Genomic DNA, 26,700 nt, shown 5'->3' on the forward strand with positions numbered 1-26,700 from the left:
TCGCCCGTGGTGCCTAGAGGACCGGCAGGATCGCCGGCATCAGGTCCTGGAAGGTGCGGCCGTTGGCCGGGTTGCCGAGGGCCGTCATCGTCCAGCCCGTGCCCGTGCGGTGCACCTTCGCCATGAGCTGGGCCGTGTAGGCGCCGCCGCCGGCCAGCGTGTAGCGGGCGAGCTCCTGGCCGTTGGTCTCGTCGACGAGGCGGCAGAACGCGTTCTGCACCTCCTGGAAAGTCTGGCCCGTGAAGGAGTTCACGGTGAAGACGATCTGGTCGATGTGGACCGGGACGCGCGCGAGGTCGACGAGGATGGCCTCGTCGTCGCCGCCCTGGCCGACACCGCCGACGAGGTTGTCGCCCGTGTGGCGCACGGAGCCGTCGTCGCTCACCAGGTGGCGGAAGAAGACGACGTCGACCGGCTGCTTGTCCGCGAACAGGACGGCCGAGGCGTCCAGGTCGATCTCCCGGGTGCGCGAGCCGAACAGGCCGCGACGGGGAGCCGCCTGCCAGCCGAGACCCATGCGCACCGCGGTCAGGCTGCCACCGTCGTTCTTCTGCAGACTGATGGCCTGACCCTTGGTCATGTTGACGGTCACGCGCTGATTCCCCTCTCGAACTTCCCCTGTTACCGCGCGATCGCGGTTGACCAGAACCCTACGCAGGGGCACTGACAGCGACGTACCCGGGACCGCACTTTGTGTCGTTCTTGCAACACATCGCGTACGCGGCCGTCAGGACAGTCCAGCCTCCTGCATCTGCCGCAACTCCTTCTTCATCTCGGAGACCTCGTCACGCAGCCGGGCCGCGATCTCGAACTGCAGGTCGGCGGCGGCGGCCCGCATCCGCGTGGTGAGCTCCTCGATCTGCTCGGCGAGTTCGGCGGCGGGGCGGTCGGTCGGCGCGGTCTCGGCGGCCTTGCCCCTGGTGCCCTTGGCGCTCTTCGCGCCCTTGGCCGCCTTGGCGCCCAGGGAGGGCACGGGCGCCTTGGTGCCGCCGCCCTCCTTCTTGGTCTGGCGGTAGCCCGAGCCGAGCAGTTCCTCGGTGTCGATGTCCTCGCGGGCGATCTGCGCGACGATGTCGTTGATCTTCTTGCGGAGCGGCTGGGGATCGATGCCGTTCGCCTTGTTGTACGCGACCTGCTTCTCCCTGCGGCGGTTGGTCTCGTCGATGGCCTTCTCCATCGCCGGGGTGATCTTGTCGGCGTACATGTGGACCTGGCCGGAGACGTTGCGCGCCGCGCGGCCGATGGTCTGGATCAGGGAGGTGCCCGAGCGCAGGAAGCCCTCCTTGTCGGCGTCGAGGATGGCGACCAGGGACACCTCGGGCAGGTCGAGGCCCTCGCGCAGCAGGTTGATGCCGACGAGGACGTCGTACTCGCCGCTGCGCAGCTCCCGCAGCAACTCGACCCGGCGCAGGGTGTCGACGTCGCTGTGCAGGTAGCGGACCTGGATGCCGAGTTCCAGGAAGTAGTCGGTGAGGTCCTCGGCCATCTTCTTGGTGAGTGTGGTGACCAGGACGCGTTCGTCCTTCTCCACACGGGTGCGGATCTCGTGCACCAGGTCGTCGATCTGGCCCTCGGTGGGCTTGACCACGACCTCGGGGTCGACGAGGCCGGTGGGGCGGATGATCTGCTCGACGAAGCCGTTCGCGCGGGAGAGCTCGTACTGGCCGGGGGTGGCCGACAGGTAGACGGCCTGCCCGATGCGCTCCTGGAACTCCTCCCACTTCAGCGGCCGGTTGTCCAGGGCGGAGGGGAGCCGGAAGCCGTGGTCGACGAGGGTGCGCTTGCGGGAGGCGTCGCCCTCGTACATGGCGCCGATCTGCGGGACGGTGACGTGCGACTCGTCGACGACGAGGAGGAAGTCGTCCGGGAAGTAGTCCAGCAGGGTGTTCGGCGGGGAACCGGGCGAGCGGCCGTCGAAGTGCATCGAGTAGTTCTCCACGCCGGAGCAGGAGCCGATCTGGCGGAGCATCTCGATGTCGTACGTGGTGCGCATGCGCAGGCGCTGGGCCTCCAGGAGCTTGCCCTGCTTCTCCAGCTCGGTCAGGCGCTCGCCGAGCTCCTTCTCGATGTCGCCCACCGCGCGCTCCAGCCGCTCGGGGCCCGCGACGTAGTGGGAGGCCGGGAAGACGTACAGCTGCTGGTCGTCGCTGATGATCTCGCCGGTGAGCGGGTGGAGCGTGGACAGCGCCTCGATCTCGTCGCCGAACATCTCGATGCGGACGGCGAGCTCCTCGTAGACCGGGAAGATCTCGATGGTGTCGCCGCGGACGCGGAAGGTGCCGCGGGTGAAGGCCATGTCGTTGCGCGTGTACTGGATGTCCACGAAGCGGCGCAGCAGCTCGTCCCGGTCGAGCTCGTCGCCTACGCGGAGGGGGACCATGCGGTCCACGTACTCCTGCGGGGTGCCCAGGCCGTAGATGCAGGAGACGGAGGCGACCACGACGACGTCGCGGCGGGTGAGCAGCGAGTTGGTCGCTGAGTGGCGCAGCCGCTCGACCTCCTCGTTGATCGAGGAGTCCTTCTCGATGTAGGTGTCCGACTGCGGGACGTACGCCTCGGGCTGGTAGTAGTCGTAGTACGAGACGAAGTATTCGACCGCGTTGTTCGGCAGCAGCTCGCGGAACTCGTTGGCCAGCTGGGCGGCCAGGGTCTTGTTCGGCGCCATGACCAGGGTGGGGCGCTGGAGCTTCTCGATCATCCACGCGGTGGTGGCGGACTTGCCGGTGCCGGTCGCGCCGAGCAGGACGACGTCCTTCTCACCTGCTTGGATGCGCCGGGCGAGGTCGGCGATGGCCGCCGGCTGGTCACCGCTCGGCTGGTAGGGACTGACGACCTCGAAGGGCGCCACCGTGCGTTCGATCTGGGAAACGGGCCGCATGCCATCCACCGTACGGCCCCCCACTGACAACAGGTCCGGATCAGCGGCGCTGCGGGGTCCGGGAGCGGTGTTCCACGGGGCCGCGGGCCCGCAGCCGCGGGCGTGCCGGGGAGTGGCGGGCCGGGGAGTGGGCGGGGACGCCGGGCTTGTGCTCGGCGGGGGGTGCGGCGGGCCCGCCGGCGACCATCAGCGGGTCGAAGATCACCACGACGCCCGCGAGGACGAGGAAGGCGAGCGGGCCGACCATCATCGGCCCGATCAGGGCGGCCGCCGGCTCCCCCGCAACGGGCTCGGCCGTGCCGTGGACGTGCACCTCGAGTGCGGCCATGCCGGTGTAGTGCATCCCGGTGACCGCGAGTCCCATGACGACGCTGGCGCCCACACTCCACAGGAAGCCCCGCACCCGTCCGGCCGCCCACAGGGCGGCGCTGGCGGCGGCCATGGCGATGGCCACGGACGCGGCGACCGTGGGGATGTCGTACTCCAGGTATCCGTCGAGGCTCATCCCGGCCATGCCGAGGTAGTGCATCGAGGCGATGCCGAGGCCGGTGATGGTGCCCCCGGTGAACAGGGCCGTTCCGGAGGCGCCCTTGTAGCCGACGATGAAGACCCCGATGCCCACCATGACGACGGCGACGGCCAGGCTCGCGAACGTGATCAGCCGGTCGTAGTGGATCGGCGTGCCCTCGACGGTGAAGCCCGTCATCGCGACGAAGTGCATCGTCCATATGCCGGAGCCGATGGTCGCGGCCCCCAGGGCGAGCCAGCCCGGGCGCCAGGAGCCGGACATCCTGATCGCCCTGGTGGTGCAGCGCAGGCCCAGGGCGCCGCCGAGGCAGGCCATGAGGAAGGCCACCACCGGTGTGACCAGGCCGTAGCTGAATCCGTCGACCGTGCCTTGCATGCGCGGCCTCCCTCCCGACCTGCGTGTCTCGTGATGTCCCGATATCCCCCCTCCTGGCGCCGTGACGGCGGCCAGGGATGACGCAGAGAGTATGACCCCACCGGAATGGTCGAACGACTTTCCGGCAAAGAAACACGTCCTTGCCCCAGGTGTGTGGCATCAGTGTGCGAAGTCCGGGCGGCATCGTTCAATCCGCGGCCATCCCGCACTCGCCTCGCGTCGACCCTCTGCTGTCACAGTGGGACTGACCGTGACCGCTCGACGCGAGGAGTACGCATGCACGCACGCGCTGTCGCTGCTTCGACCACCGCGCTCCTGGGCACCGCCTCCCTCCTGCTCCCGCTGTCCCCCGTGCGGGCCGCGGAGGACTCCGCGCGGCCCTTGGTGATAGCCCACCGGGGCGCGTCCGCGTACGCGCCCGAGAACACCCTGGAGGCCGTCGACAGGGCCGCCGCGCTCGGTGTCGACTGGGTGGAGAACGACGTCCAGCGCACCAGGGACGGTGAGCTCGTCGTCCTGCACGACGACAGCCTGCGGCGCACCACCGACGTCGAGGAGGTCTTCCCCGACCGGGCTCCGTGGAAGGTGAAGGACTTCACCGCCGCGGAGATCGCCCGGCTGGACGCGGGAAGCTGGTTCGGCGCCGCGTACGCGGGCGCGCGCGTGCCGACGCTGGAGCAGTTCGTGCACCGCGTCGAGCGGCACCGGCAGAAGCTGCTGCTGGAGATCAAGAACCCTCAGCTGTATCCCGGCATAGAGCGGCAGATCGTCAAGGTGCTGGGCAACGAGGGCTGGCTGGACCGCCGGCATGTGCGGAACCGGCTGGTCGTACAGAGCTTCAGCGCGGACAGCGTACGGACGGTCCACGATCTGCGGCCCGCGGTGAAGACGGGCTTCCTCGGGACGCCGCCGGTGTCGGACCTGCCCGCGTACGCGGCCTTCACCGACCAGATCAATCCCTCGCACGGTTCCCTCTCCGCCGGTTACGTCGCCGCCGTGCACGCCTTCAAGGGGGCGCGCGGCAAGCCGCTGGAGGTGTGCGCCTGGACCGTGAACGACGCGGCCGCCGCCCGGCGGGTCGCCGGGTTCGGGGTCGACGGGATCATCACCAACACGCCCGACGTGGTGCGGGACGCGGTGCGCGGCTGAGGCGTCCGCCCGGGGCGTTGTCAGTGGCGGGCCGTACGGTGGTGCGCATGGACAGCCATGGGCAGTGCGAGCAGCGGGTGGTGTGGGCCGTCGTCGGCACCGGCATCGGCCCGCTGCTGCTGGCCGCGACCCGTGAGGGCCTGGTCAACGTCGTGTTCCACGCCACCGACGAGGTGCGCGGCAGCGCGCTGGAGCGGCTGGCGTCGCGGCTCGGCACCGAACCCGTCGAGGAGCCCGGCTCCCCGCTGCTGGCCGAGGCGATACGGCAGGTCGAGGCGTACTTCGCGGGTGAGCGGCGGGACTTCGAGCTGCCGCTGGACTGGTCGCTGGTCTCGGGCTTCAACCGCGAGGTGCTGCGGGAGCTGGCCGCCGGGGTGCCGTTCGGCTCGGTCGTCGGGTACGGCGATCTGGCCCGGCAGGTGGGCCGGCCCGGCGGGGCCCAGGCCGTGGGGATGGCGATGGGCGCGAACCCGCTGCCGGTGGTCGTGCCGTGCCACCGGGTGGTGGAGAGCGACGGGGGCATCGGCGGGTTCGGCGGCGGCCTGGAGACCAAGCGCCACCTCCTCGTCCTGGAGGGCGTCCTCCCCGAGCCGCTGTTCTGACGGCTCGGAGACCCGCTCGCGGTGCTCGCCGGGCGCTGTCGCGCCCGCCCGTGCCGCCCCGAGGTGACTTTCGGGCTCGGGGCACCGGGGAGGCACGACGGCCCGCGGATCGCGAGGGCTCGGGTCAGTCGTAGTGGCGGGCCTCGAAGACGTTGCCGTCCGGGTCGCGGAAGTAGAAGCTGCGCTTGGCCAGGCCGCGCGCCCCGAAGGAGTCGCGCGAGACGTCTGACACCGGTACGGAGCTCGCCTCCAGGCGGTCGCGGAGGGTGTCGAAAGCGTCGGCCGGCAGGGACAGACAGACGTGGTTGACGGGATGCCCCGAGCTTTCGGCGGCGCCGGGAACCATGCCCATGCGTTCCGCCTTCGCCCGCGGCATGAGATCGAGGATCGTCTCCTCGTTCACCCGCACCGAGGGGAACGGCGCCTCACCGACGGAATAGTCGGTGAGCCTGACGGGCTCCAGGCCCACGGCCTTCTCGTAGAAACCGGCGGCGACGATGGGGTCGTCCACCCACAGGACGATGTGATCGAGGCGGGTCGTGTTGTCCGTCATGGTCCCCAGCCTCCGCGACACCCATGACGGCGCGCAAGGGGGTTTGGCCCGGTGCCCGGCCCGCCAGAGATGAGGGGAGAACCGGCAGACAGGAGACAGGCACGTGGTGCTCATGGTGTCCGAAGAGGTACGGGAGGCGATCGCCGCGGCCCGCCCGGTGGTGGCCCTGGAGTCCACGATCATCGCCCACGGGCTGCCCCGGCCGCGCAATCTCCGGGTGGCGCTGGAGCTGGAGGCGGCCGTACGGCAGGAGGGCGCGGTACCGGCGACGATCGCCGTGCTGGACGGGCGGCCCCGGGTCGGCCTGGACAAGGAGCAGCTGGAGCGGGTCGCGAGCGAGGACGGCATCCGCAAGCTGGGCCACCGGGATCTCCCGCTCGCGGTGGCCGCCGGGGCGAGCGGGGCGACCACGGTGTCGGCCACGGCCCTGCTGGCGGCGCTCGCGGGCATACGGGTGTTCGCCACCGGAGGGCTCGGTGGTGTGCACCGGCAGTGGACGGTGAGCCAGGACGAGTCGGCCGACCTCGGCCTGCTGGCGCGGACGCGGATCACCGTGGTGTGCGCGGGCGTGAAGTCGATCCTGGACGTGCCCGCGACCCTTCAGCGGCTGGAGACGCTGGGGGTGGCGGTCGCCGGATACGGCACGGACCGTTTCCCCGGCTTCTACCTGTCCGACTCCGGACACCCCGTGGACTGGCGGCTGGACTCTCCGGCGCAGGTGGCGCAGGTCATGCGGGCACAGGACGCGCTGGGCGGACCGGAGTCGGCGCTGATCGTGGCCAACCCGGTTCCCGAGGAGGAGCAGTTGGATCCCGGGCTGCACGCGCGGGTGCTCGACGAGGCGCTGCGCGCGTGCGAGGCGGAGGGCGTCACCGGCCAGGCCGTCACGCCCTTCCTGCTCGATCACCTGGTCCGGCACACCGACGGCGCCTCCCTCGCCGCGAACCTGGCGGCGGTCCGGGGCAACGTACGGCTGGCCGCGCGGGTCGCGGCGTCCTGGGCCGCCGGGGAGTGACGGACACCGTGCGGGGCGGGGCGCTGCTGGTCGTCGGCGATGTGATCACGGATGTGGTCGTCCGGCACCGGGGTCCGCTCGCGCCGGGTACGGACACGGCGGCGGCGATCCGGACGGTGCCGGGCGGCGCGGGCGCCAACGTGGCCTGCTGGGCGGCGCGCCGGGACGGCACGGAGGTGCGGCTCCTCGGGCGGGTGGGCGAGGACGCGGCGGCCTGGCACGAGCGGGAGCTGGCCGCTTGCGGGGTCCGTCCGCTGCTGGTCGTGGACGGACAGGCACCGACGGGAACGGTGATCTGCCTGGTCGACGGAGGCGCGGCGGCCGAGCGGACGTTCCTCACGGACAGTGGCGCGTCGCTGCGACTGGCCCCCGGTGACTGGTCGGACGCGTTGCTGGACGGGGTGGCGCGGCTGCATCTGTCGGGCTACCTGCTGTTCACCGAGCCGGGCAGGGCCTTGGCCTCGGTGGCGTCGAAGGCGGCGCGGGCCCGTGGGGTGCCGGTGAGTCTGGATCCGGCGTCGGCGGGGTTCCTCGTGCGGCTGGGCGTCGACCGGTTCCTGTCGCTGGCCGAGGGCGTGGACGTCCTGCTGCCCAGCCGTGACGAGGCGTGCCTGCTCACGGGGGTGTCCGAGGTCGCGGACGCCGCGGCACGGCTGAGCCGGCACGTTCCGCTGGTGGTGGCCAAGCAGGGTGCCGAGGGCGCGTTGCTCGCGCGGTCCGGGAAGGTGTACGCCCGCGTCCCGGCCGTGCCGGCGGTGCCCCGGGACACCACGGGTGCCGGTGACGCGTTCACGGGCGCGTTCCTCGCGGCCCTGCTCGCGGGAGCCGGCCCGGAGCAGGCGGCGCGGGAGGGCTGCCGGGCGGGCGCGCAGGCGGTGGAACACATAGGGGGCCGCCCGTCGGCACCCGTCTGACGAACGGGTGTCACGACGGGTCAACTCCCTTTGTCCACAGGAGGGAACAAAGCGGAATTCCCTCTTCCCACAGGCTCGCACACGACTCGTCCGGGACTGGCAGACTGGCGGTCCAGAGCGCGGGACGCAGGACGGCGCACGGGGGAACCACGCAAGGAGAAGCGGATGTCCATGGCAGGGAATCTGCGGAAGGTCACGAATCTCGGCAAGGTCGGCGGGCTGCGCCGGGTGGCACGGCTGGCGCGGCGGCGGCCCCGTGTGGACCTGAGCCATCCGGCCCGCTCCCCGCTGGGCTCCTCGGTGGTCAACTGCGTGACGTACCGGGACGGTCACCGCACCGGCGCGCCCGGGGACCTGGTGGACGCGGTGAGGCAGGTGCGCAAGAGCGGCGAGGGTTTCGTCTGGCTGGGGCTGCACGAGCCGACCACCCGGGAGTTCGCCGGCATCGCGGAGCTGTTCGACCTGCACCCGCTGGCGGTGGAGGACGCGGTCGAGGCCCACCAGCGGCCCAAGCTGGAGCGGTACGGGGAGACGCTGTTCGCCGTGTTCAAGACGGTCTGCTACGTCGAGCACGAGGAACTCACCGCGAACAGCGAGGTGGTGGACACCGGCGAGATCATGGTGTTCCTCGGCGAGGACTTCGTGGTCACGGTGCGGCACGGCCGGCACGGCTCGCTGGGACCGCTGCGCGAGGGGCTGGAGTCCGATCCCGAGCAGCTCGCCCAGGGCCCGTCCACGGTGCTGCACGCGATCGCGGACCATGTGGTCGACGACTATCTGACCGTCATCGACTCGGTCCAGGAGGACATCGACCAGGTCGAGACGGATGTGTTCGCGGAGCACGGCGCGCGGGTCGATCCGGGCCACATCTACCAGCTCAAGCGCGAACTCCTCGAACTGAAGCGGGCGGTGGTGCCACTGGGCCGGCCGCTGGAGGAGCTCGCCACCCGGCCGATCCGGGTGGTCCCCCCGGAGATACAGGCGTACTTCCGTGACGTCTCCGACCATCTGCTGCGGGCGAAGGAGCAGATAGCGGCCTTCGACGAGCTGCTGAACTCCATCCTCCAGGCGCATCTGGCGCAGGTCACGGTCGCGCAGAACGAGGACATGCGCAAGATCACCGCTTGGGCGGCGATCGTGGCGGTGCCGACGATGGTCTGCGGGATGTACGGCATGAACTTCGACCACATGCCGGAGCTGCACTGGCGGTACGGCTACGGCATGGTCATCGGGGTGATATCCGTGGCGTGCCTGCTGCTGTACCGGGCGTTCCGGCGCAGCCGCTGGCTCTGAGACCCGCTGCCCTCCACCGCCGGGCGGGGAGGCGGGGTCAGCCACGCCAGGCCGGATGGCGGGGGTCGTCGGCCCGTACCAGTACGTCGGCCGTGCCGGCGGGGTCGGTCTCCTGCTCGTAGCACTCGAAGGCGGGGAGGGTCCAGTGCTCGGCCTCGGCGGTACGGCGGCGCAGGGCGCCCGGGGAGAGAAGGACATGGACGCTCAGGTCGAAGGGGAACCAGTGGCGCAGGAGGAGGGGGCCGTGCAGCAACAGCACGCCGCCGGGAGGTAGGGGGACATAGGGGCTGCGGGTGGCGCGGTCGGTGACGGGGTCCCACAGGTCGGGCAGGACGCGTCCGCTCCCGCCGGGTTCGAGGGGGCCGAACACCTCGCGCCAGAGGGCGCCGGTGTCGTACCAGCCGCCGTAGTAGGACTCCAGGTCCCGGTGGCCGTATTCGAGCCGGACGGAGGCGGGCCGCAGGAAGCCCTCGGTGCCGACGACCAGGGAGGGCCGGCCGCGTATCCGCAGCGCCTCGGCGACCCGCTCAGCGAGGTCTCCCGGACGCGCGGCGGGGGCGCCGTCGAGGGCGACCCGCGGCCAGGGTCCGCCGTCGGCCGTCTTCAGCTCCAGCAGGCGCTCGGCGAGGAGGTCGCCGAGCCGGTCCCAGGTGATCGCTTCGAGTCGCACACGGCCATGATGCGCCCGCGGTCCGTCCGGCCGCGTGGGCCTCCTGACGGTACAGATCTCCCGGCTGTACGGATTCGGGGCCCGATGCCCGGAGGAGCGGGTGGCGCCCGGGGTGTTCGACGTCCCTGGACGTTCGCGCATGCGCCCGCGCTCCTGGGCCATGGCCGGGGACGCCAAGGGGCGCTTTCACTGGCGATGACGGTGGTGGCCGGGGAGGAGTCCCGGCCGGGACGGGGGTGACGACATGATCGACGGGCCGTACTTCGTGCTGACGGTGCTGGGCGTGCTCGGGACCGGGCTGACGGCCGGGGTCTTCTGCGCCTTCTCCACGTTCGTGATGAGAGGGCTCGCGGCGCTGCCGCCGGCACAGGGGGTGGCCGCCATGCAGGCGGTCAACGTGGCGGCGGTGCGGCCGGCCTTCATGCTGCTGTTCCTCGGTACGGCGATACTCTGCGCGGTGGTCACGGTGGTGACGTGCGTGCTGTGGCCGGACGAGGGGACGGTCGAGCTCCTGGTGGGCGGTGCCCTGTATCTGGTCGGCTCGTTCGGGCTGACCGTGGCCGCGAACATACCGCGCAACGAGGCGCTGGCCCGGCTCGGACCGGACGGCCCGGAGGCGGCCGCGTACTGGCCGGCCTATGTGCGCGAGTGGACGAGGTGGAACCACGTCCGCGCGCTCGCCTCAGCCGGGGCGGCGGTGGCGTACCTCCTGGCCCTCGTCTGAGGGGCCCGGCCGACGGGCTCCCGGGAAAGCGCTGTCCCGGCGCTCTGCGGGGGCGGGTGAGCGGACGTATCGTGGCCCGAGGAGTGCCGCCCGACGACGCACGGCCTGTCACCCGCGCACGCAAGGAACACGGCCATGGCCGATCCCAAGGGTTTTCTGACCACGCCCCGCGAGGAATGGCCGCGCCGGCCCGTCGAGGAACGGGTCCGCGACTGGAACGAGGTGTACGTGCCGGGGGCGCTGCTGCCCATCGTCAGTGCGCAGGCCGACCGCTGCATGGACTGCGGTGTGCCGTTCTGCCACCAGGCCTGCCCGCTCGGCAATCTCATCCCCGAGTGGAACGAGCTGGTCTCGCGGGAGGACTGGCGGGCGGCGGCGGAGCGGCTGCATGCCACCAACAACTTCCCGGAGTTCACCGGCCGGTTGTGTCCGGCGCCCTGCGAGGCGGGGTGTGTGCTCGCCATCAACCAGCCTGCGGTCACCATCAAGAACGTCGAGTGTGCCATCGCCGACCGGGCCTGGGAGGAGGACTTCACCCCGCCGGCGCCGCCGGAGCGGCTCTCCGGCCGGACGGTCGCGGTCATCGGTTCGGGCCCGGCCGGGCTGGCCGCGGCCCAGCAGCTCACCCGGGCGGGGCACACGGTCGCCGTGTACGAGCGGGACGACCGGGTCGGCGGACTGATGCGGTACGGCATCCCCGAGTTCAAGATGGAGAAGCGGCATCTGGAGCGGCGGGTGGAGCAGATGCGGGCCGAGGGGACGAAGTTCCGTACGTCCACGACGGTCGGGCGGGACGTGGACGCGGCGGAGTTGCGGGCGCGGTACGACGCGGTGGTGATCGCGACGGGGGCCACGGCGTGGCGGGAGCTTGCCGTGCCGGGGCGTGAACTGGCGGGGATTCACCAGGCGATGGAGTATCTGCCGCTCGCGAACCGGGTGTGCGAGGGGGATCTGGAGTCGTCGCCGCTGTCGGCCGCGGGGCGGCATGTCGTCATCGTCGGTGGCGGTGACACGGGGGCGGACTGTCTGGGTACGGCGGTGCGGGAGGGGGCCGCGTCGGTCACCCAGCTCGACATCTACGGCCGGCCGGGGGACGAGCGCGATGAGGACGCCGAGCCGTGGCCGACGTATCCGAGGGTGTACCGGATGTCCGCGGCGCATGAGGAGGCCGGGGTGTCGCGGATGGCGCCGGCGGTGGGGGCGGGCGTGGACGCGGGCGTGGGCGCTGACGCGCGGTTGTTCGCGGCGTCCACGGTGCGTTTCACCGGGGACGGGGACGGACGGGTGTGTGCGCTGCACCTGGTGGGGGTGGACGCCGGACGTCGGCCCGTGCCGGGGACCGAGCGGGTGCTGCCGGTGGATCTCGTGCTGCTCGCGCTGGGCTTTTCCGGGCCGGAACGGGGGGACGGGCTCCTCGCCCGGCTCGGGGTGGAGGTGTCGCCTCGTGGCACGGTCGCACGGGATGCGGGCTTCGGCACGAACGTGCCGGGGGTGTTCGCGGCGGGGGACGCGGCTCGGGGGCAGTCGCTGATCGTGTGGGCGATCGCCGAGGGGCGGGCGGTGGCCGCGGCGGTCGACCGCTATCTGACGGGTGCGGCGAGTCGGCTGCCGGCGCCGATCGGTCCCTATGACCGGCCGATGGCGGTATGAGCCGGTCCTGCGGATTGTGTGTCCCGGGGCGGTCTGGCGTCATGCGGGGCACCCGGGGTTGGTTCGGGCCGGGGGTGTTCGCGCGGCCCGGCGCTTGCGGGGTGCCGTCGCGCCCACCCGTGCCGCCCTGGGGGTACCTCCCAGGCCCTTAAGGCACTGGGGGAGGCACGACTGCCCGCGGAGGGCGGGGATGCGGCGTGTGGGGGACCGCGGGTGTGAAGGGGGCGGCCCGCTGTGTTGTGGGGGCGGGCCGCCGCCTCCGGGGTCACGGCTTGCGGGCCACCGCGCCGTAGCCGGGGATGATGTCGTCGTCCTGGCCCGGAATCGGGTCGCCCAGTTCGGGGCGCCAGTGGTGGGGAACCTGGACGCCCGGTTCCACGAGGGTCAGGCCGTCGAAGAAGCGGGTGAACTCCTCACGGGAGCGGAGCGCCAGGGTGACGCCCGCCGCCTTGAGCTTCTCCGTGGCCGCCTTCGACTCCTCCGGGGTGAAGTCGGACGTCGCGTGGGTGACGACCAGGTAGCTGCCCGAGGGCAGCGCGTCCAGCAGCCGCCCGACCAGCTCGTGCGCCCCGTCCTCGTCGGAGACGAAGTGCAGCAGCGCGATCAGCGACAGCGCGATCGGCTCGTCGAAGTCGAGGATCTTCCGCGCGCCTTCCAGGATGACGTCCGGATCACGCACATCGGCCTGGAGGTACTCGGTCACTCCCTCGTCCGTACCGCGCAGCAGGGCCGCCGCGTGGGCCAGCACGATGGGGTCGTTGTCGCAGTACACGACACGGGCGTCGGGCGCGACCCCCTGCGCCACCTGATGCAGGTTGGGCTCGGTGGGGATGCCCGTGCCGACGTCGAGGAACTGCCGTACGCCCTGCCCGGCCAGCCAGCGCGTGGCCCGCTGCATGAACGCGCGGTTCACCCGCGCCATCACCGGCACCCGCGGGTCGAGGGCGAGCATCTGCTTCCCCATGGCCTCGTCGACCGGGTAGTTGTCCTTGCCTCCGAGATACCAGTCGTACATCCGCGCGGGATGGGGCCTGCTCGTGTCGATCTCCACGGGGTGCTGCCCGGTCATGAAGGACTCCATAAGTCTCTGCGCCTGCAATTGCAACGGTTAGGGATCAAGTCGGTGCCAAGCCAGAAGGGGGAACAAAGGTAGAGCGGACAACAAGGTTCAGGACAGCAGGAAATCCGCCTCTCCCGCCTTCGCTCCCTCGATGAAGGCCGTCATCTCGGCGGAGGTGTAGATGAGCGCCGGCCCGTCCGGGTCGGTGGACTGGCGTACGGCGATCCGGCCGTCCTCGAGCTTCATCGCCTCCAGGCAGTTCCCTCCGTTGCCGCCGCTCCACGGCTTGTGCCAGCCCTCGCTGCCCAGCTCCCGCGCGGGCATGCCGTTGTAGATCCTTCCGGTGCGCGCCCGCGGGCGGGGCGGGGACTTCAGGGGGTCCAGGGGCTTCACGAGTTCCATTCACAGCTCCTTGCGGAGATCTCTGAGGATCTCCTTCGTGCGATGTGCCGTAGCGGCCTGCGCCGCCATGCGGTCCATGACCTCGAGGTGGGTCGCCACCTCTTCGCGCGCGTCCAGGTAGACGGCGCCGGTCAGGTACTCGCTGTAGACCATGTCCGGCAGTTCGGGCATGGCGAATCGGAACAGCACGAACGGCCCGTACGTGCCGGGATGGGGCCCACCGGCGAACGTGGCGATCTGCAGCGTCACATTGGGCAGCTTCGTGGCCTCGAGCAACTTGTCGATCTGCGCGCGCATCACCTCCGGGCCGCCGACCGGGCGGCGGAGCGCGGTCTCGTCCATCACGACCCACACCCGGGGCGCGTCCTTGCGGGTGAGCAGCTCCTGCCGTCGCATGCGCAGGTCGACGTGGCGTTCCATGTCCTCGGGCCGGGTCTGCCCGACGGCCCCGGAGCGCAGCACGCCGCGCGCGTAGTCCTCGGTCTGGAGCAGTCCGGGGACGAAGTGGGGTTCGTAGCTGCGGATGAGGGAGGCCGCACCCTCCAGGCTGACGTACATCGAGAACCAGCCGGGCAGGATGTCATGGAAGCGCTGCCACCAGCCGGGCCGGTTGGCGTCCTCCGCCAGGTGCACGAAGGCCTCGGCCTCCTCGTCGGAGACGCCGTACTCCTTCAGCAGCATCTGGAGGTACGGGATCTTGAGCGCGACCTCGGCCATCTCCATGCGGCGGACGGTGGCGGGCGCGACACGGAGGATGCGGGCCGCTTCCTCACGCTTGAGTCCCGCGCGTTCCCGCAGGTCCAGCAGGCGCCGGCCGAGGACGACCTGTCCCACCGTCGGCGCGGACCGGGGTTCGCTCACTCTCCACCTCCCTCGAACAAAAGCCGACAGCCCGGCGGCGCCACTCGAAGATCCATCCGAAGATCCACTCTGCCCGAACTCGCATTCGAACGGATCTTCGGCGATCCCAACTGGCGCCGCGCGGGGTGCTGTTGCGAGCAGTGTGCCACGCCCGTCCAGAACGTCACACCGCACTCTGCATTTTTCAGAGTGACACTTGCCAAGTGTTCACGGCGGGGCGATAGTGGCAAGCGTGATTCCGTCCGCGCCCTTAGGAACAGACGCCGCCGCAGGGTCCATCGGCCTCGGCGCCGCCTCGGTGTCCGCCCCCTCGGGGGTCGCCGCCGAGCGCCGGTTCCGTTTCGAACTGGCCGCTCATCCGGGTTCCCCGGCTCAGGCCAGACGCCTGACGAGGGCACGGCTGACCGGCTGGTCGGTGTGCGAGGACACCTGTGACACCGCGGCTCTCGTCGTCTCCGAACTGGTCACCAACGCCATCGTGCACACGGCGAGCAGCCACATAGTCTGCGAGCTGCACGACGGTGGCGAGCTGGTGCGCATAGCCGTGCGCGACGAGGGGTGCGCGCCGGGCCAGCCCCGGGCGAACACCCGGCAGCAGCCGGAGGACGAGCACGGGAGGGGACTGCTCCTCATCGACGCCCTGTGTCATTCGTGGGGCGCGCACGAGAACGGCCCCGGACTGCTGGTCTGGGCCGACCTCCCCCGCACGGCGGACGCCGGCGGCACCGGGCACGGTCCCGTGGAGCCCACCGACGACCTGGGCTGGGGCGCCCGCCCGAAGCCGGGCCCGCCCGGCACTCCGGACGACGACTCCGCGGACGAACCGGACCGCCCCCACGCCCCGGCGGCCGGAAACCACGGCCCGGCGGCGGAAACCCCCGGCCCGACGGCCGGAGACCAGACCCCCACCCCGCCGGCCCCGCCACTCCCCCCGCACCAGCGCACCCCCCGCCCCTGGAGCCGGGCGTGACAGGCGGTGCACCCGGCACCCGTGTGCTGGGCCTGAACTCACTGGTGCGGTTCCAGCGCGAACGGCACGCCCTCGGCGCCCACGCCCCCCGGCGGCTCCCCGTCCCCGACGGCATGACCGCGCCCATGGGCTGCGACGCGGTGGCGGTGCCCGCCCGCTTCGGCCCGCTGGTGATGCCCCGGCTGCCCCGCGTGGGCTGCGTGTACGCCGATGACGCGCACTGGTGGTGGCTGGTCCCGTCCGATTCCGACTACGCCATGGAGTGGCCGGCCCCCGCCCACTACGCCACCGGCGCGGTCCTCCCCGCTCCCTCGGAGGCCCCCGGCGGTGCCCCGGGCCTCCCCGGCCTGATCCACCGCCCCGACGGCACGCTCCCCTATACGCCGCCGATACCGCTCTATCTCGCCCTGTGCCGCCTGACGGGAACGCCCCCCGCCTGGTCACGCCCCGTCACCGCGTAACCGGGCAGCCCGGCACGGTCACGCCGTGGCGTCGCCACCCCCGCCGTTCCCCCGGACGATCACCAGGAACATGTCGGTCGCGAGGTCCATGACAACCTCGGCGGGCAGACCCTCCAGGCGGCGCGCGTGGGCGAACTCCTCCGCCGGCCATGAGCCACGCGGTCCACCTGCGGGAAAGCGTTCGAGCACCGTTCGCCCGTTCACCCTGCCACCTCCATGCTGCGTTGTACTCGTAGAGTTAAACGCCAACCATGGGGTGAACGCCTTGCTCAGTGACGGTACTGAGACGTAGTTGACACCCGTTCACCGCCAAGTGTGACCGGACTCTCGACCGATCGCACCAGAAGGTCACCCTCCGTACCGGCCGCCGCACCGATCGTGCCGTCAGGTGCCGTACTCCTGGATCCGCCGTCCATGGCTCCGGTCGACCAGCGCGGGCAGCCGCTCCCCCAGCTCCCGCACCACCTCGGGCACGTCGATCGTGAGCAGTTCCCGGTCCCGCATGAGGATCCGGCCGTCGACGATCGTCGTACGGACGTCGGCGGCGCGGGCGCTGTGCACCAGGGTCGCGGCGAGGTCGTGCACGGGCTGGGTGTGCGGCCCGGTGAGGTCGACGAGGACGAGGTCGGCGCGGTGGCCCGGCGCGATGCTGCCGACGCTGCCGCCGAGGCCGACCGCGCGGGCGCTCTGCAGGGTGGCGTGGTGCAGGACCTGCCGGGAGGTCAGCCAGCGGGGGTCGTTCTCGGTCGACTTCTGGATCAGGGAGGTGAGCGCCATCGACTCCCACACGTCGAGGGAGTTGTTGGAGGCGGCGCCGTCGGTGGCGAGTCCGACCGGAACGCCGATGTCGCGCAGGGCGCGTACGGGTGTGGTGTGGGGCCAGGCGAACTTGAGGTAGCCGCGGGGCGCGGTGGCCACGGCCGTACGGCCGCTCGCCCGCTCCAGCAGCGGCAGGTCGCTCTCGACGATGCCGGTGCCGTGGGCGATGAGCACGTCGGTGTCGAGGACGCCGGTGCGGTGCAGGACCTCGACGGGGGTGACACCGTACCGGGCGAGACTGGCCTCGGTCTGGTCGCGGTTCTCGGCGGCGTGCAGATGCACGGGCAGTCCGTGCTCGCGCGCCAGCCGCGCGGTGGCGGCGAGGTCGGCGTCGTCGACGGTGTAGGGGGCGTGCGGGGCGAGGGCGGTGGTGATACGGCCGTCGGCGGCCCCCCGGTGCCGCAGCGCGAACGCCAGCGACCGCTCCCGCCCCTCGGCCCCCTGCGAGGAGAAGAACGCCTCCCCCAGCAGCGCCCGCATCCCGCACCCGGTGACCACGGCGGCGACCGCGTCCATGGCGAAGTAGTGGTCGGCGAAGCAGGTGACCCCGCCCCGGATCATCTCGGCGCAGGCGAGCAGCGCGCCCAGTTCGACGTCCCGCCCGGTGAGGTTGGACTCGACCGGCCAGATGACGTCGTTGAACCACTCCTCGGTCGGCAGGTCCTCGGCGATGCCGCGCAGGGCGGCCATCGGGGCGTGCGTGTGGCAGTTGATCAGACCGGGCAGCGCGACCTGCCCCCGGGCGTCGATCCACTCCCGGGCCGTCCGCCCCGTGACCGCCCCGGCACCGGTCACCTCCTCCACCACCCCGCCCCGTACGACGATCGCCGAGTCCTCCGCGAAGCCGATCCGTTCCCGGTCGTCGTGCGTGAGGACGGCGCATCCGGTGATGACGAGGTCGGCCGGACTCTCCGTGGCAGCGGGTGTCATCCCGTCAACGTACGACGCGGTCGCGGTCCGGTGTGAGCCGAACCGCCACATCGCCCCGGCTCCCCAGGCGGTCCGCGAGCTCGGTCAGCCGCCGGACGTGCCGGGGGTCGAGGCGGCCGGTGTCGTCGAGGTGGACGGCGCCGGCGGTGACGGTGTCGACGAGGAGCTCGAGGGTGGCGGCGGTCTCGTCGGTGCCGTCGGCGTGCCGGGCGAGCGGGGGGAGTTCGGCGGAGGCGAGGGCGATGGCGGCGCGGGCCTCGGCGAGGGTGCGGTAGGCCTCGCGGCGCAGCGCCCAGCGGGCGGCGCGGTCGTCGGACCCGCCGAGCACGTGGTCGAGGTACGCCTGGGCGGCGCCGGCCGCTTCGGTGAGGCGGGCGCGGATGGCGGCGCCGCCGCGCTGTCCCGGCATCGGAAGGTGTCCCGCGACGAGGACGAGGGCGCAGGCCAGCAGGGTCTCACCGATGCGTCCGGCGGAGGCCTGGGGTTCGCCGCCGGCCATCACCAGGGCGAGGACGAGCACGGTGACGACGGCGGTCTGCGCGGCGAAGTGCCGGGTGGCGACGGGGATCAGCGCGCCGCTGACCGTGACCAGAGCGACGAGTCCTTCCGGGCGGGGCAGCACGGCGGCGAGCCCGGCGAACAGGAGCGCCCCGAGGACGGTTCCGGCGGCCCGGGACAGGACGCGGGAGGCGAGGGGTCCGAGGTCGGGTTTGACGAGGAAGACGGCGGTGGCGGGCAGCCAGTACCAGTGGTCGTGCTGCCCGTACCAGCGGGTGTGGTGCAGGGCCTGGGCGAGGGCGGCGCTCACCCCGAAGCAGAGGGCGACCCGCGTTCCGTACTCCCGGCCGCGGGCGCCGAGGACGGTCCGCAGGGCGGCGGTCCGGGAGCGGCTGCGGCCGTGCAGGTCGCCGCCGTCTCCCCGGTCGAAGGCCTCGGCGGCGCGCAGGAGGGCGTCGTCGAGGGCGCGCAGGGCGGGGACGGTGCGGGAGGGGGCGGGCAGCGGGCCGGTGGGAGTGCTGTCCCGTACGGCGGTGGCGAGGCGCCGGGGGCCTTCGGCGGCGCGGGCCGGTACGGGGTCCCCGGCCCAGGCGAGCGCGGTGGCGGCCTCGGCGAGCGGGAGGGCGGCGGCGTACCGGGCGTGCAGCCGGCGTTCGGCGGAGGAGGAGGCGTAGCGCCGCAGCCGGGGGCCGGCGAGCGCGTCCTGCGCGTGGTCGAGCGCGGCGGTGAGCGCGGCCCGCCGTGCGGTGGCGGTCTCCGACCCGGTGGCGTCGAGCAGGCCGGCGATGGCGTCGTACACCCCGGCGACGGCGTTCCGCTCCCCGTCGAACCGGAAGCCCCCGGCGAGCGAGCCGGGGGTGGGCAGCGCCAGCCGCAGCAGGAGCAGCCAGGCCGCGCCGGCGAGGAAGGCGAGCGCCCGCTGCCAGCCCGGTTCGGGCAGCGGCATCCCGGCACCGACGGCGGCGCCGACCAGGAGTTGCGTCCCGACGGAGGATCCGACGGGCCCCAGCGCGCTGACCGCGCCGGCGACGAGACCGAGCCCGGTCAGCAGCAGGGTGAGCAGTACGGCGGGGACGTGGTCCCCGCCGTACGTGCCGACGACCAGCCCGGCCGCCCCCGCGAGCGCGGGCCCGCCGACGCGTCCGACGGAGGCGCGACGGCTGCCCGGCCGGTCGTTGATCCCGGCGAACATGGCACCGATGGCGGCGACGACGCCGAGCGTGGGCCGCCCGGCGAGGACGGCGGCGAGCAGCAGCGGCCCGCCGCCCAGCGCGCCGCGCGCGACGGCGCTCCACGGGACCGGTCCGCGCTGGGCACGCAGGGCGTGGGCCAGCCATGGGGGTACGGCACGGGCGGGTCGGGTCACGGGGCTCCAGTCGTCGCGTCGGGAACGGGGCGGGCTCACGGGCGACGGTGACCGGGCGAGGGGAAACGTACGGTCCACGGTAGTCGGTGGGGTGGAAGGGGAGCGAACGGCCGCGTTTCCGGAATGTGACGGTGCGGACGGGAGCGGGACGGCGGGCCGGGCCGGGGATCCGTGCCCGGGCGAGCGGTTTCTCCGCCCGGACGGGTTCCCGGCCCGGCCCGCCGTAGCGTCGACCGGGCCGTGACGCGCAGTTCGGTGTCCTTCGGCCGCTCGGCGGACTCGGCCCGCGCCTCGGCGTGCCCGTCCGCCCCGGGCCTGCCGGACCCGTTCCTCCGGTTCCTGGCAGCGGTCCGCCCGCTCCCCCACCGCACACGTCGGCACCTGGCCGACGACGTCGGCCCGCGCCTCCGTCCGCACGTCGCCGCGGATCTCCTGGCCGCCGGCCGCCCGGCGCCGACGCTCTTCCACCAGGTCCCGCAACTCTTCGGCGGCTTGCGGATGTTCACTGGGCAGTGCCGCGGAACTCCCGCGCCGTTGCTCCCACCGTAGCCCGATCCTCGCTCACAGTAACGACGTTGCCGTGCGGTCCACGGGCTCGGGGCCGGTCCGCCTGAGGTGCGCGCGGAGCGTCCCGGGAAGAGGATGGGAAGGGGCGGGGGAACCCGGGGAGTGGTCCGACACCGGGATGTGAGCAGGATGGTTGACGGTGTAACAAGCGGCCGTGAGGCCGGCGACGGGGAGGCACGTGGCCCCCGGAGTGCCCGCCGTCACGACCGGCCCCGCCACCGGGCCCGTATCCCGGGATTCGCGCGTGAGGGAGCGGAGATCGGACTGGGCGACGCCGTCGCCCGGGTGACCACGGCCGTGGGTCTCCGGCCCTGCGGCGGCTGTGGTCGCAGGGCCGAGGCGCTGAACCGGTGGATGGCGATCGGCGGCGGCCGGGACCGCTGAGGCACCGCGGGGGCGCGTACGCGGTCAGGACGGTCGGCGCGCGACCCGCTGTGGCCGGAGAGCCCCGGCCGAGCATGTGTGAGGAGTGACCGATGGACCCCGAGACCACCGACGCCGTCACCGCCACGGGCCCTTTGGCGGAGGCCGGAACACGGCCCGCGCCCACTCCTGTTCCCGGTCCCGAGGATCCCCGCCCCCTGCCCGGCGAGCCCGCCGTCGCCCACGCCTCGTGCGGCTGCGGTACGGTCGCCTCCTGCGAGGGCGGCCGGGAGACCGGCGGCGACATCGGCGCCGGTTACGTCTACGTCCTGGGCCGTGTCCACGCCGTCTTCCCGGACCTCTCCGTTCAGCATGAGTTCTTCCAGGTGGCGGGAGCCGACGGCGCCACCGACGTCACCGACGCCGACGCGCTCCACCGGGTCCTGTCCGACCCGGAGAACCGCTACATCGCCCGGCAGATGTGCTACGTCCTCTCCGTGCAGGGCGTCGACGCCTACATCCTGGAGCCCGCCGACCCCACCGGTCTGGACGACATCGTGGAGGCCCTGCGCCCGGTCGCCGACCGGCGCGACCTCGCCGTGGTCGTCGGCCGTCTCGGCCCGGTCGCGCCCCCGGGCGCCTGCCAGGGGCTCTCCGTCCCGGTCGTCCGCGTCGAGAAGATCTGGGCCTTCGACAGCAAGGATTTGATCCGGGCGATCGACCGCCCCGACGACACCCCCCGCAAGGAGTTCCAGAGGGCCGCCGGAGCCCTGCTCGACCGGTTGCTCCAGCTCGGCGACAACGCGGGTACCGAACCCGTCGACCGGGCCCTCAACTACCTGACGGTCAGGGACCAGGAGATCTACCGGAAGACCCACGAGAAGTCCACCGACGGCTACGCGCTCTCCGCGGTGGAGGCCGGGCCCTCCCGGCTCAGCTCCGGATCGCACACCGTCATCACGGTCGTCTTCTCCTACACCCACCGTCAGACCAATGTCACCGAGCAGTGGTTCGTCCGCGTCGGTCTCGCGGGGCTCTTCCCCTTCCACGTGACCTCGCTCCAGCCCTACTACGCCCGGTGAACCACGAGAGAGAAAGAGGCGAACGGACATGCGTATCCCCGGATTCGCCGTCGAGCGGGCGGCACGTGGAGTGAACCCCGGTGATCTGTTCCTCCCTCAGCAGTTCACCTGCGAGGAGGAACTGGCTCCGGTCTGCCGCAACCAGTGCCGGGGCGCCCACAACGTCCGTGTGTGCGTGCGGAACTGCCTGACAAGGCTCTGCTCGGAGAAGTGGTGACCGCAGGATGAGCATCCCTGGATTCGAGCGCCGGCGGGAGCCACGGGGCGGCTCCGGACCGGCACCCGGCGACCGGTTCGTGCCGCAGCAGATCACCTGCGCGGAGGAGTACCAGTCGATCTGCGAGAACGTGTGCGAGGACTCCTGGGACCCTCGCTGCTTCCGCAAGTGCATCAACCGGTACTGCTTGGGCCCCGGGCCGGAGCGGTGGTGACCCCGCCCGTCCGCCCCGTCCGGCCGCACGCCGCTCCCCGCCCGGCGAAGCGGCACTCCGTATGACGTCCCGGACGTGCCCCCGCCCGGCGGGGGCCGCGGGACGGTGACCGGCCGCGCCCGCCCCGTGGCCGGAGGCGGGAGGGCTTCCGTGGATCCCAGGGACCTGGTCCGCCTCACGCCGCTCATGGCGCGCACCTCCGGTCGGCCCTCGGTCGCCGTCGGCCTGATCGACGGCCGCGTCGACCCGCACCACCCCGCCTTCGCGGGCCGCCCGGTCCGGGAGCTGCGCCCGGCCGCCGGTGCGGGGGCCTGTCACCGTGCCGACGTCTGCTGTGCGCACGGCACCGCCGTCGCCGGGACCATCGCCGGGGCCGGGGGCGTCTGCCCCGGCTGCACTCTGGTGTCCCGGCCCCTCTTCACGGACCGGCCGGCCGACGGCGGGCCCGCGACCTGCCTCTCCGGCGTGCGGACGGGAGAGCTGGCCGAGGCGATCGTGGAGACCGTCGACGCGGGCGTCCTCGTCCTGAACCTCAGCATGGCCCAGCCCGCGCCCTCCGGGGCCCGCGACCCCGCGCTGGAAGCGGCCCTCGACCACGCCGCCGACCGGGGCGTGATCCTCGTGGTCGCCGCCGGGAACCAGGGGCGACCGGGCTCCTCCGCCCTCACCGGGCATCCCTGGGTCATCCCGGTGACCGCGTACGACCGCGCCGGGCGCCCCATGCCCCAGTCCAATCTCGGCGTGTCCATCGGCCGCCGCGGAGTCGGCGCCCCCGGTGACCGCGTCCCGGCGCCGGGGCCCGGCGACCGCCCCTTCGTCCTGAACGGCACGAGCGCCGCCGCGCCGTTCGTCACGGGTGCGGTCGCCCTGCTGTGCTCGGCGTTCCCGGAGGCCACTCCGGCGGCCGTACGGTACGCGGTCACCCATGGACCCGGCCGACGGCATTCGGTCGTCCCGCCGCTGCTGGACGCGTGGGCCGCGTACACGGCGCTCCGCGACCGGCCCCGGGAGCCGTCCCGCCGGTCTCCCCGGACCCTTGGCGTCCGGAACCGGGTTCATCCGGCCCGGGAACCTTTCCGGCGGCTGTGACGACCTGTGGACCTTCCGGGTCGACGGGTCCGCACACCGCTTCTACGAGCGGCACGGTTTCGCGCCCGTGGAGTGGACGGACGGGTTCGGGAACGAGGAGCGGGAGCCGCCGAGGGCGACGGCCCGGACACCGGGGAGGCCGGCGAGGCGGTCGGCCGTACGGTCGAGGAAGGCTTGGTCCGGGAGGGCGGACGGCACGGGGCTCCTGGTGATCGGCGGTGTGCGGGAGGCATCGGGCAGGGTACGGGGAGGTGGTCGAGGGTGCGAGCGAAATACGGGTGCGGTGGCTCGGTGTGTCGTGCAGGATCGGGGGTTGTCCGTCCTCCCCGCAGATCGGAGTCCGCGTGATCCGGCGCGTCACCGTCCCCGCTCTCTTCCCGCCGCCCACCTACTCCCACGCCTCCGTCGTCGAGGCGGGCACGAGGCTGGCGTTTCTCGCCGGGTCGGTCCCGTTGGACGCCGACGGGAAGCTGGTCGGCGAGGGGGATCCGGTGCGACAGGCCCGGCAGGTGATCGCCAATCTCGAGGAGCAGTTGCGGGCGGTGGGCTCCGGCCTGGGGCACGTCGTCGCGACGGACGTGTACGTCGTGAGCGGTGAGTCCGCGGTGCTGACCTCAGTATGGGACGTGGTCGAGGCGTCCGGGCTGAGCACGGGGCCCCACTCGTCGACCCTGATCGGTGTGGCCTGCCTCGGATACACCGGGCAGCTCGTGGAGATCACGGCGACGGCGGTCGTGCCGGACACCGACGCCGGATCGTGAGGGACGGCGACCGGACGGTGGAGCTGCGCCGGGCGCTGCCCTCCGACGCCGGGGCCGCGGCCGGTGTCTGGCTTCGGTCCTTCGCCGCCGCGCTGCCGGGCGTGGTCCGGCCCCGGTCCGACGACGAGGTGCGGGACCACTTCCGGCACGTACTCATACCCGTACGGGAGACGTGGGTGGCGGAGGCGGGCGGGGGCGTGGCCGGTGTGATGGTGCTGGACGGCGAGGAGCTGGACCAGCTCTACCTCGCCCCCGAATGGCGCGGGCACGGAATCGGTGACCGGTTCGTCGCGCTGGCCAAGGAACGCAGCCCCAACGGGCTCGCGTTGTGGACCTTCCAGGTCAACGCGCCCGCGCACCGCTTCTACGAGCGGCACGGTTTCGCGCCCGTGGAGCGGACGGACGGCTCCGGGAACGAGGAGCGGGAGCCGGACGTCCGGTACGTGTGGCGGCCGTAGGCGGCCGGGCGGCGTCGTTCACCGTACGACGCGGTCGTGGCCCGGCGTGAACCGGGCGGGCGGGACGGCCGGGAAGTGGCCGGTCACTCGGCAGGTGCCGCCGGTTCCGCGCCGCCACGCATGGATCGGGGCGAGGTCACCCGCAGGCCATTCACATCATCGTCGAGCGAATGAGCCACCATCACCTTCCTGGCGGAAAACCCACCACCCACAAGAATACGTTCCAGGAAAATCCGACACCGAGCGATTCGTCACCGGCAGATCTTCTGCACCCGCATTCTTTCCAAAAAATGTTTACACCGGGCAGCTCTTGATCATGGATGCTTCCGGCAGGTGAAAGACGCCGCCGCAAGATGATCCGGAAATGACTTCAGGAGGGTCTTCCATGTACGGAGTGCCGCGCACTGTGGGCAGGACGATAACCACCGCCGCGATCGCCCTCGCGATCACGGCGGCCGGCCCGTTCGCGACCTCTTCCCACGCCGCCGACGACATCCGGATCGGGCCCGGCGTGGACGCCGAATCCGCGGCCTACGCGCAGGCCCACCCCGAGAAGGTGGCGGCCATGGCCAACCTCTGCGGGGCGGAGTACGACACCATCACCCTCGCCCTGCGTCTGCCCACCGACACGAACCGGCTGGGCACACTGTGGGTCTACGGGGGCAACGGTGCCGCCAGCGACCAGAACACCTGCTCCATGTTCGACAACAACACGGGCGGCGCCAAGTGGATGAAGCTGCAGCTCTGTGACAACTTCACGTCCACCCCGTGCGCCGTCGACGAGGGCACGTTCAGCTCGTACGCCGGTCCCGTGTGGCAGAAGCCGGGAGGCTGCGGCACGGTGACGGCCCTGATGAAGTCGTCGTCGTCCTCCTCCACCTACCTCATCAACCGGGTCGCCAAGAACGTCACCAACTGCAACTGACCCACGCACGGCTCCCACCCGGCGGGGACCGCGGCCGGGCGGTGGGGACGCTCGCGGCCACCCCGCGCGGATCCGGATGCTCGCCGCCCGCACCCACTTCCGGGCCCGCCTGAACGCCGGATCGCAGCCGGCCGTCAACACGCCGGTGCCCCGTGACCACGTCAGCGGTCACGGGGCACTGCGACAGCTCCACCGGGACCGAGGGCGGCATAGTGCGCCCCGGTGACGGCCGTCCGGGAAACCCGTCCCGGCGCTTGTCGGCCGGGGCGTCCTTTTCCGTTGTTTCCGCCGCGCTTTCGGTCGTTGGCATGGGGCCGGATTTCGTCGGGCGCAATTTCCGCGCGTACTTCCGGTGCGGAACCGGGCGGTTATACCCCATGCGGAACACGCGGCGCCACCGAGAAGACAAACGGGGGTGAAGCAACCACATTCCGGGGCTTCAGTGACCCCAAATGTCCCATCGCTCGACACGCCGTCATTCAACTGGTCAACAATCCGGCCGCCGTTCGGAATTCTCCGCAACGGCTCGTTCGGCGTGCCCATTTCGCGTCCGGCGGGACAGGCCGCCGATGTCGAAAGGTCATGACGTGAAGGTGCCGCACAGGAGACATCTCTCCTGTCCGGTGGTGGCGGCGACAGCGGGATCGCTCTTGCCGCAGGTCGCGTACGCGGCCCCGCCATCGGAGCCCGGAGCCGATGTACCACGTGCCGGGCACGCCGGCCCGGATGACGCCCGACTCCGCCCACACCGTCGACGTCACCCTCACCACCATGGATCGCGCTGGAGCAGGAACTCGGCATGGGATTCCCGTCGGACTTCCGCGAGATCGTGGACGCCTACGGTTCGATCGAAATCAACGGACAGTTGTATCTGAAGCATCCCGCCGCGCACCTTCTGCACGATCTGGGGACGCTGATCCGGATGGACCTCGGCCTCTGGCGCGAGGAGGACATGGCGGAATTCCTGCCGAGTCCGGTAGGGGCGAACCCCGGCGAACTGATGCCGGTGGCGACGGCCGCGACGGGGGAGGCGGTCTTCCTCCGCGTCCCCGACGCTCCCTCGTCGCCCTGGCGCGTCGTGGTCCAGGAGTTCGACAGTCCGGCCTGGACCCTCTACGAGATGACGTTCAGCGAATGGTTGCTGGATTACCTCAAGGGGAGAGACGTGACGTTGTGTTCCCGCGATCGCGCGCCTGAGGGCCCGTTCTGGGAGTTCCTGCCCGGCGGCTGACGCCCGGCGCCTTGCTCCATTGGAAGGAAACGTCCTGCTCCGGGCGCCCTCTCACGGCGATGCGCATACGCTGC

At 72.2% G+C, this 26,700-nt stretch carries 28 protein-coding genes and 2 pseudogenes; 18 read left to right on the forward strand and 12 right to left on the reverse strand.

Translation table 11 applies throughout. The annotated features are described in order from the left end of the window. Positions 1-13: 13 nt before the first annotated feature. The 3 genes from IH50_RS0107790 to IH50_RS0107800 all read right to left on the reverse strand — a co-directional run bounded on the left by IH50_RS0107790 (position 14) and on the right by IH50_RS0107800 (position 3,782). A complete protein-coding gene (locus tag IH50_RS0107790) occupies positions 14-592 on the reverse strand; it encodes a TerD family protein (protein ID WP_030858735.1) in 579 nt (192 codons plus the stop codon). Between the two features lie 135 nt (positions 593-727). Further along, positions 728-2,878: an excinuclease ABC subunit UvrB gene (gene uvrB / locus IH50_RS0107795; RefSeq protein ID WP_030858737.1), complete on the reverse strand. Its 2,151-nt coding sequence runs from the start codon at positions 2,876-2,878 to the stop codon at positions 728-730. 40 nt (positions 2,879-2,918) lie between these two features. Continuing rightward, entirely contained in the window at positions 2,919-3,782 is an 864-nt protein-coding gene (locus IH50_RS0107800; protein ID WP_030858739.1) for an MHYT domain-containing protein, read from the reverse strand. 276 nt (positions 3,783-4,058) lie between these two features. Between IH50_RS0107800 and IH50_RS0107805 the strand changes: the two genes are divergently transcribed. Both IH50_RS0107805 and IH50_RS0107810 read left to right on the forward strand, forming a co-directional pair. Continuing rightward, positions 4,059-4,931, forward strand: a complete 873-nt coding sequence (locus IH50_RS0107805; protein WP_030858742.1) for a glycerophosphodiester phosphodiesterase — start codon at positions 4,059-4,061, stop codon at positions 4,929-4,931. A gap of 47 nt (positions 4,932-4,978) precedes the next feature. Further along, positions 4,979-5,533, forward strand: a complete 555-nt coding sequence (locus IH50_RS0107810; protein WP_030858743.1) for a methylated-DNA--[protein]-cysteine S-methyltransferase — start codon at positions 4,979-4,981, stop codon at positions 5,531-5,533. A gap of 124 nt (positions 5,534-5,657) precedes the next feature. Here the strand turns inward: IH50_RS0107810 and IH50_RS0107815 are convergent, their stop codons facing one another. Beyond that, complete coding sequence (locus IH50_RS0107815; protein WP_030858745.1) at positions 5,658-6,086, reverse strand: VOC family protein; 429 nt, start codon at positions 6,084-6,086, stop codon at positions 5,658-5,660. 103 nt (positions 6,087-6,189) lie between these two features. Between IH50_RS0107815 and IH50_RS0107820 the strand changes: the two genes are divergently transcribed. The 3 genes from IH50_RS0107820 (at position 6,190) to IH50_RS0107830 (ending at position 9,308) form a co-directional block, all read left to right on the forward strand. Further along, a complete protein-coding gene (locus IH50_RS0107820) occupies positions 6,190-7,101 on the forward strand; it encodes a pseudouridine-5'-phosphate glycosidase (RefSeq protein ID WP_030858747.1) in 912 nt (303 codons plus the stop codon). Next, positions 7,083-8,015, forward strand: a complete 933-nt coding sequence (locus IH50_RS0107825; RefSeq protein WP_030858749.1) for a carbohydrate kinase family protein — start codon at positions 7,083-7,085, stop codon at positions 8,013-8,015. Before IH50_RS0107820 ends, IH50_RS0107825 begins: the two co-directional genes overlap by 19 nt. 165 nt (positions 8,016-8,180) lie before the next feature. Next, positions 8,181-9,308 (forward strand): magnesium and cobalt transport protein CorA, encoded by a 1,128-nt coding sequence (locus IH50_RS0107830; protein ID WP_030858752.1) that lies wholly within the window; start codon positions 8,181-8,183, stop codon positions 9,306-9,308. Between the two features lie 37 nt (positions 9,309-9,345). Here IH50_RS0107830 and IH50_RS0107835 read toward each other — a convergent pair whose 3' ends face one another. Continuing rightward, entirely contained in the window at positions 9,346-9,978 is a 633-nt protein-coding gene (locus IH50_RS0107835; RefSeq protein WP_030858754.1) for a uridine kinase, read from the reverse strand. Between the two features lie 244 nt (positions 9,979-10,222). Here IH50_RS0107835 and IH50_RS0107840 point away from each other — a divergent pair, with 244 nt between their 5' ends. Further along, positions 10,223-10,702: a DUF1772 domain-containing protein gene (locus tag IH50_RS0107840; protein ID WP_030858756.1), complete on the forward strand. Its 480-nt coding sequence runs from the start codon at positions 10,223-10,225 to the stop codon at positions 10,700-10,702. Between the two features lie 135 nt (positions 10,703-10,837). Then, positions 10,838-12,352, forward strand: a complete 1,515-nt coding sequence (locus tag IH50_RS0107845; RefSeq protein ID WP_030858757.1) for a glutamate synthase subunit beta — start codon at positions 10,838-10,840, stop codon at positions 12,350-12,352. A 265-nt stretch (positions 12,353-12,617) separates the two neighbouring features. Here IH50_RS0107845 and IH50_RS0107850 read toward each other — a convergent pair whose 3' ends face one another. The 3 genes from IH50_RS0107850 to IH50_RS0107860 all read right to left on the reverse strand — a co-directional run bounded on the left by IH50_RS0107850 (position 12,618) and on the right by IH50_RS0107860 (position 14,675). Then, positions 12,618-13,421, reverse strand: coding sequence for an SAM-dependent methyltransferase (locus IH50_RS0107850; RefSeq protein WP_078913889.1), 804 nt, complete (start codon positions 13,419-13,421; stop codon positions 12,618-12,620). Between the two features lie 99 nt (positions 13,422-13,520). Then, positions 13,521-13,814, reverse strand: coding sequence for a DUF397 domain-containing protein (locus IH50_RS0107855; RefSeq protein ID WP_030858759.1), 294 nt, complete (start codon positions 13,812-13,814; stop codon positions 13,521-13,523). Further along, the gene (locus IH50_RS0107860; RefSeq protein ID WP_030858760.1) at positions 13,815-14,675 is read right to left on the reverse strand and encodes a helix-turn-helix domain-containing protein; all 861 of its coding nucleotides are present in this window, start codon (positions 14,673-14,675) and stop codon (positions 13,815-13,817) included. It abuts the gene before it with no gap. Positions 14,676-14,898: 223 nt separating this feature from the next. Here IH50_RS0107860 and IH50_RS37495 point away from each other — a divergent pair, with 223 nt between their 5' ends. Further along, positions 14,899-15,645 carry an ATP-binding protein gene (locus IH50_RS37495; protein ID WP_078913890.1) on the forward strand — a complete coding sequence of 249 codons (747 nt, stop codon included), beginning with the start codon at positions 14,899-14,901 and terminating at the stop codon, positions 15,643-15,645. Further along, positions 15,642-16,106: a hypothetical protein gene (locus IH50_RS0107870; protein ID WP_030858762.1), complete on the forward strand. Its 465-nt coding sequence runs from the start codon at positions 15,642-15,644 to the stop codon at positions 16,104-16,106. Before IH50_RS37495 ends, IH50_RS0107870 begins: the two co-directional genes overlap by 4 nt. 18 nt (positions 16,107-16,124) lie before the next feature. On the opposite strand, the gene IH50_RS39450 is transcribed toward IH50_RS0107870, so the two are convergent. From IH50_RS39450 to IH50_RS0107885, 3 genes are all read right to left on the reverse strand, one after another. Continuing rightward, complete coding sequence (locus IH50_RS39450; protein WP_030858763.1) at positions 16,125-16,310, reverse strand: hypothetical protein; 186 nt, start codon at positions 16,308-16,310, stop codon at positions 16,125-16,127. Between the two features lie 180 nt (positions 16,311-16,490). Beyond that, positions 16,491-17,855, reverse strand: coding sequence for an amidohydrolase (locus IH50_RS0107880; RefSeq protein ID WP_030858764.1), 1,365 nt, complete (start codon positions 17,853-17,855; stop codon positions 16,491-16,493). 4 nt (positions 17,856-17,859) lie between these two features. Then, on the reverse strand, positions 17,860-19,719 hold the full coding sequence (locus tag IH50_RS0107885; RefSeq protein WP_030858765.1) for an FUSC family protein: 1,860 nt from the start codon (positions 19,717-19,719) through the stop codon (positions 17,860-17,862). Positions 19,720-20,762: 1,043 nt separating this feature from the next. On the opposite strand from IH50_RS0107885, the gene IH50_RS0107895 reads away from it, so the two are divergent. The 5 genes and pseudogenes from IH50_RS0107895 to IH50_RS42450 form a co-directional block, all read left to right on the forward strand. Next, positions 20,763-21,731, forward strand: coding sequence for a hypothetical protein (locus IH50_RS0107895; RefSeq protein WP_030858767.1), 969 nt, complete (start codon positions 20,763-20,765; stop codon positions 21,729-21,731). Positions 21,732-21,759: 28 nt separating this feature from the next. After that, the gene (locus tag IH50_RS39460) at positions 21,760-21,948 is read left to right on the forward strand and encodes a hypothetical protein (RefSeq protein WP_078913893.1); all 189 of its coding nucleotides are present in this window, start codon (positions 21,760-21,762) and stop codon (positions 21,946-21,948) included. A gap of 7 nt (positions 21,949-21,955) precedes the next feature. After that, positions 21,956-22,162 carry a hypothetical protein gene (locus IH50_RS0107900; RefSeq protein WP_030858768.1) on the forward strand — a complete coding sequence of 69 codons (207 nt, stop codon included), beginning with the start codon at positions 21,956-21,958 and terminating at the stop codon, positions 22,160-22,162. Positions 22,163-22,312: 150 nt separating this feature from the next. Then, positions 22,313-23,251 carry a S8 family peptidase gene (locus IH50_RS0107905; protein WP_234328110.1) on the forward strand — a complete coding sequence of 313 codons (939 nt, stop codon included), beginning with the start codon at positions 22,313-22,315 and terminating at the stop codon, positions 23,249-23,251. A 4-nt stretch (positions 23,252-23,255) separates the two neighbouring features. Continuing rightward, positions 23,256-23,360: pseudogene (locus IH50_RS42450) on the forward strand (histone acetyltransferase); the annotation flags it as partial. Here IH50_RS42450 and IH50_RS40805 read toward each other — a convergent pair. After that, positions 23,348-23,449: pseudogene (locus tag IH50_RS40805) on the reverse strand (nucleotidyltransferase domain-containing protein); the annotation flags it as partial. The pseudogenes IH50_RS42450 and IH50_RS40805 sit on opposite strands and share 13 nt — an antisense overlap. 146 nt (positions 23,450-23,595) lie before the next feature. Here IH50_RS40805 and IH50_RS0107915 point away from each other — a divergent pair. From IH50_RS0107915 to IH50_RS0107930, 4 genes are all read left to right on the forward strand, one after another. Next, a complete protein-coding gene (locus tag IH50_RS0107915; RefSeq protein ID WP_030858770.1) occupies positions 23,596-24,012 on the forward strand; it encodes a RidA family protein in 417 nt (138 codons plus the stop codon). After that, on the forward strand, positions 24,009-24,470 hold the full coding sequence (locus tag IH50_RS0107920) for a GNAT family N-acetyltransferase (protein WP_030858771.1): 462 nt from the start codon (positions 24,009-24,011) through the stop codon (positions 24,468-24,470). The genes IH50_RS0107915 and IH50_RS0107920 overlap by 4 nt, the downstream gene beginning before the upstream one ends. A 406-nt stretch (positions 24,471-24,876) precedes the next feature. Beyond that, the gene (locus IH50_RS0107925; RefSeq protein ID WP_030858772.1) at positions 24,877-25,395 is read left to right on the forward strand and encodes a hypothetical protein; all 519 of its coding nucleotides are present in this window, start codon (positions 24,877-24,879) and stop codon (positions 25,393-25,395) included. A 799-nt stretch (positions 25,396-26,194) separates the two neighbouring features. Beyond that, on the forward strand, positions 26,195-26,626 hold the full coding sequence (locus IH50_RS0107930) for an SMI1/KNR4 family protein (RefSeq protein ID WP_234328111.1): 432 nt from the start codon (positions 26,195-26,197) through the stop codon (positions 26,624-26,626). Positions 26,627-26,700 lie beyond the last annotated feature (74 nt).

Source organism: Streptomyces sp. NRRL S-37, assembly GCF_000721605.1.
Lineage (GTDB): Bacteria > Actinomycetota > Actinomycetes > Streptomycetales > Streptomycetaceae > Streptomyces.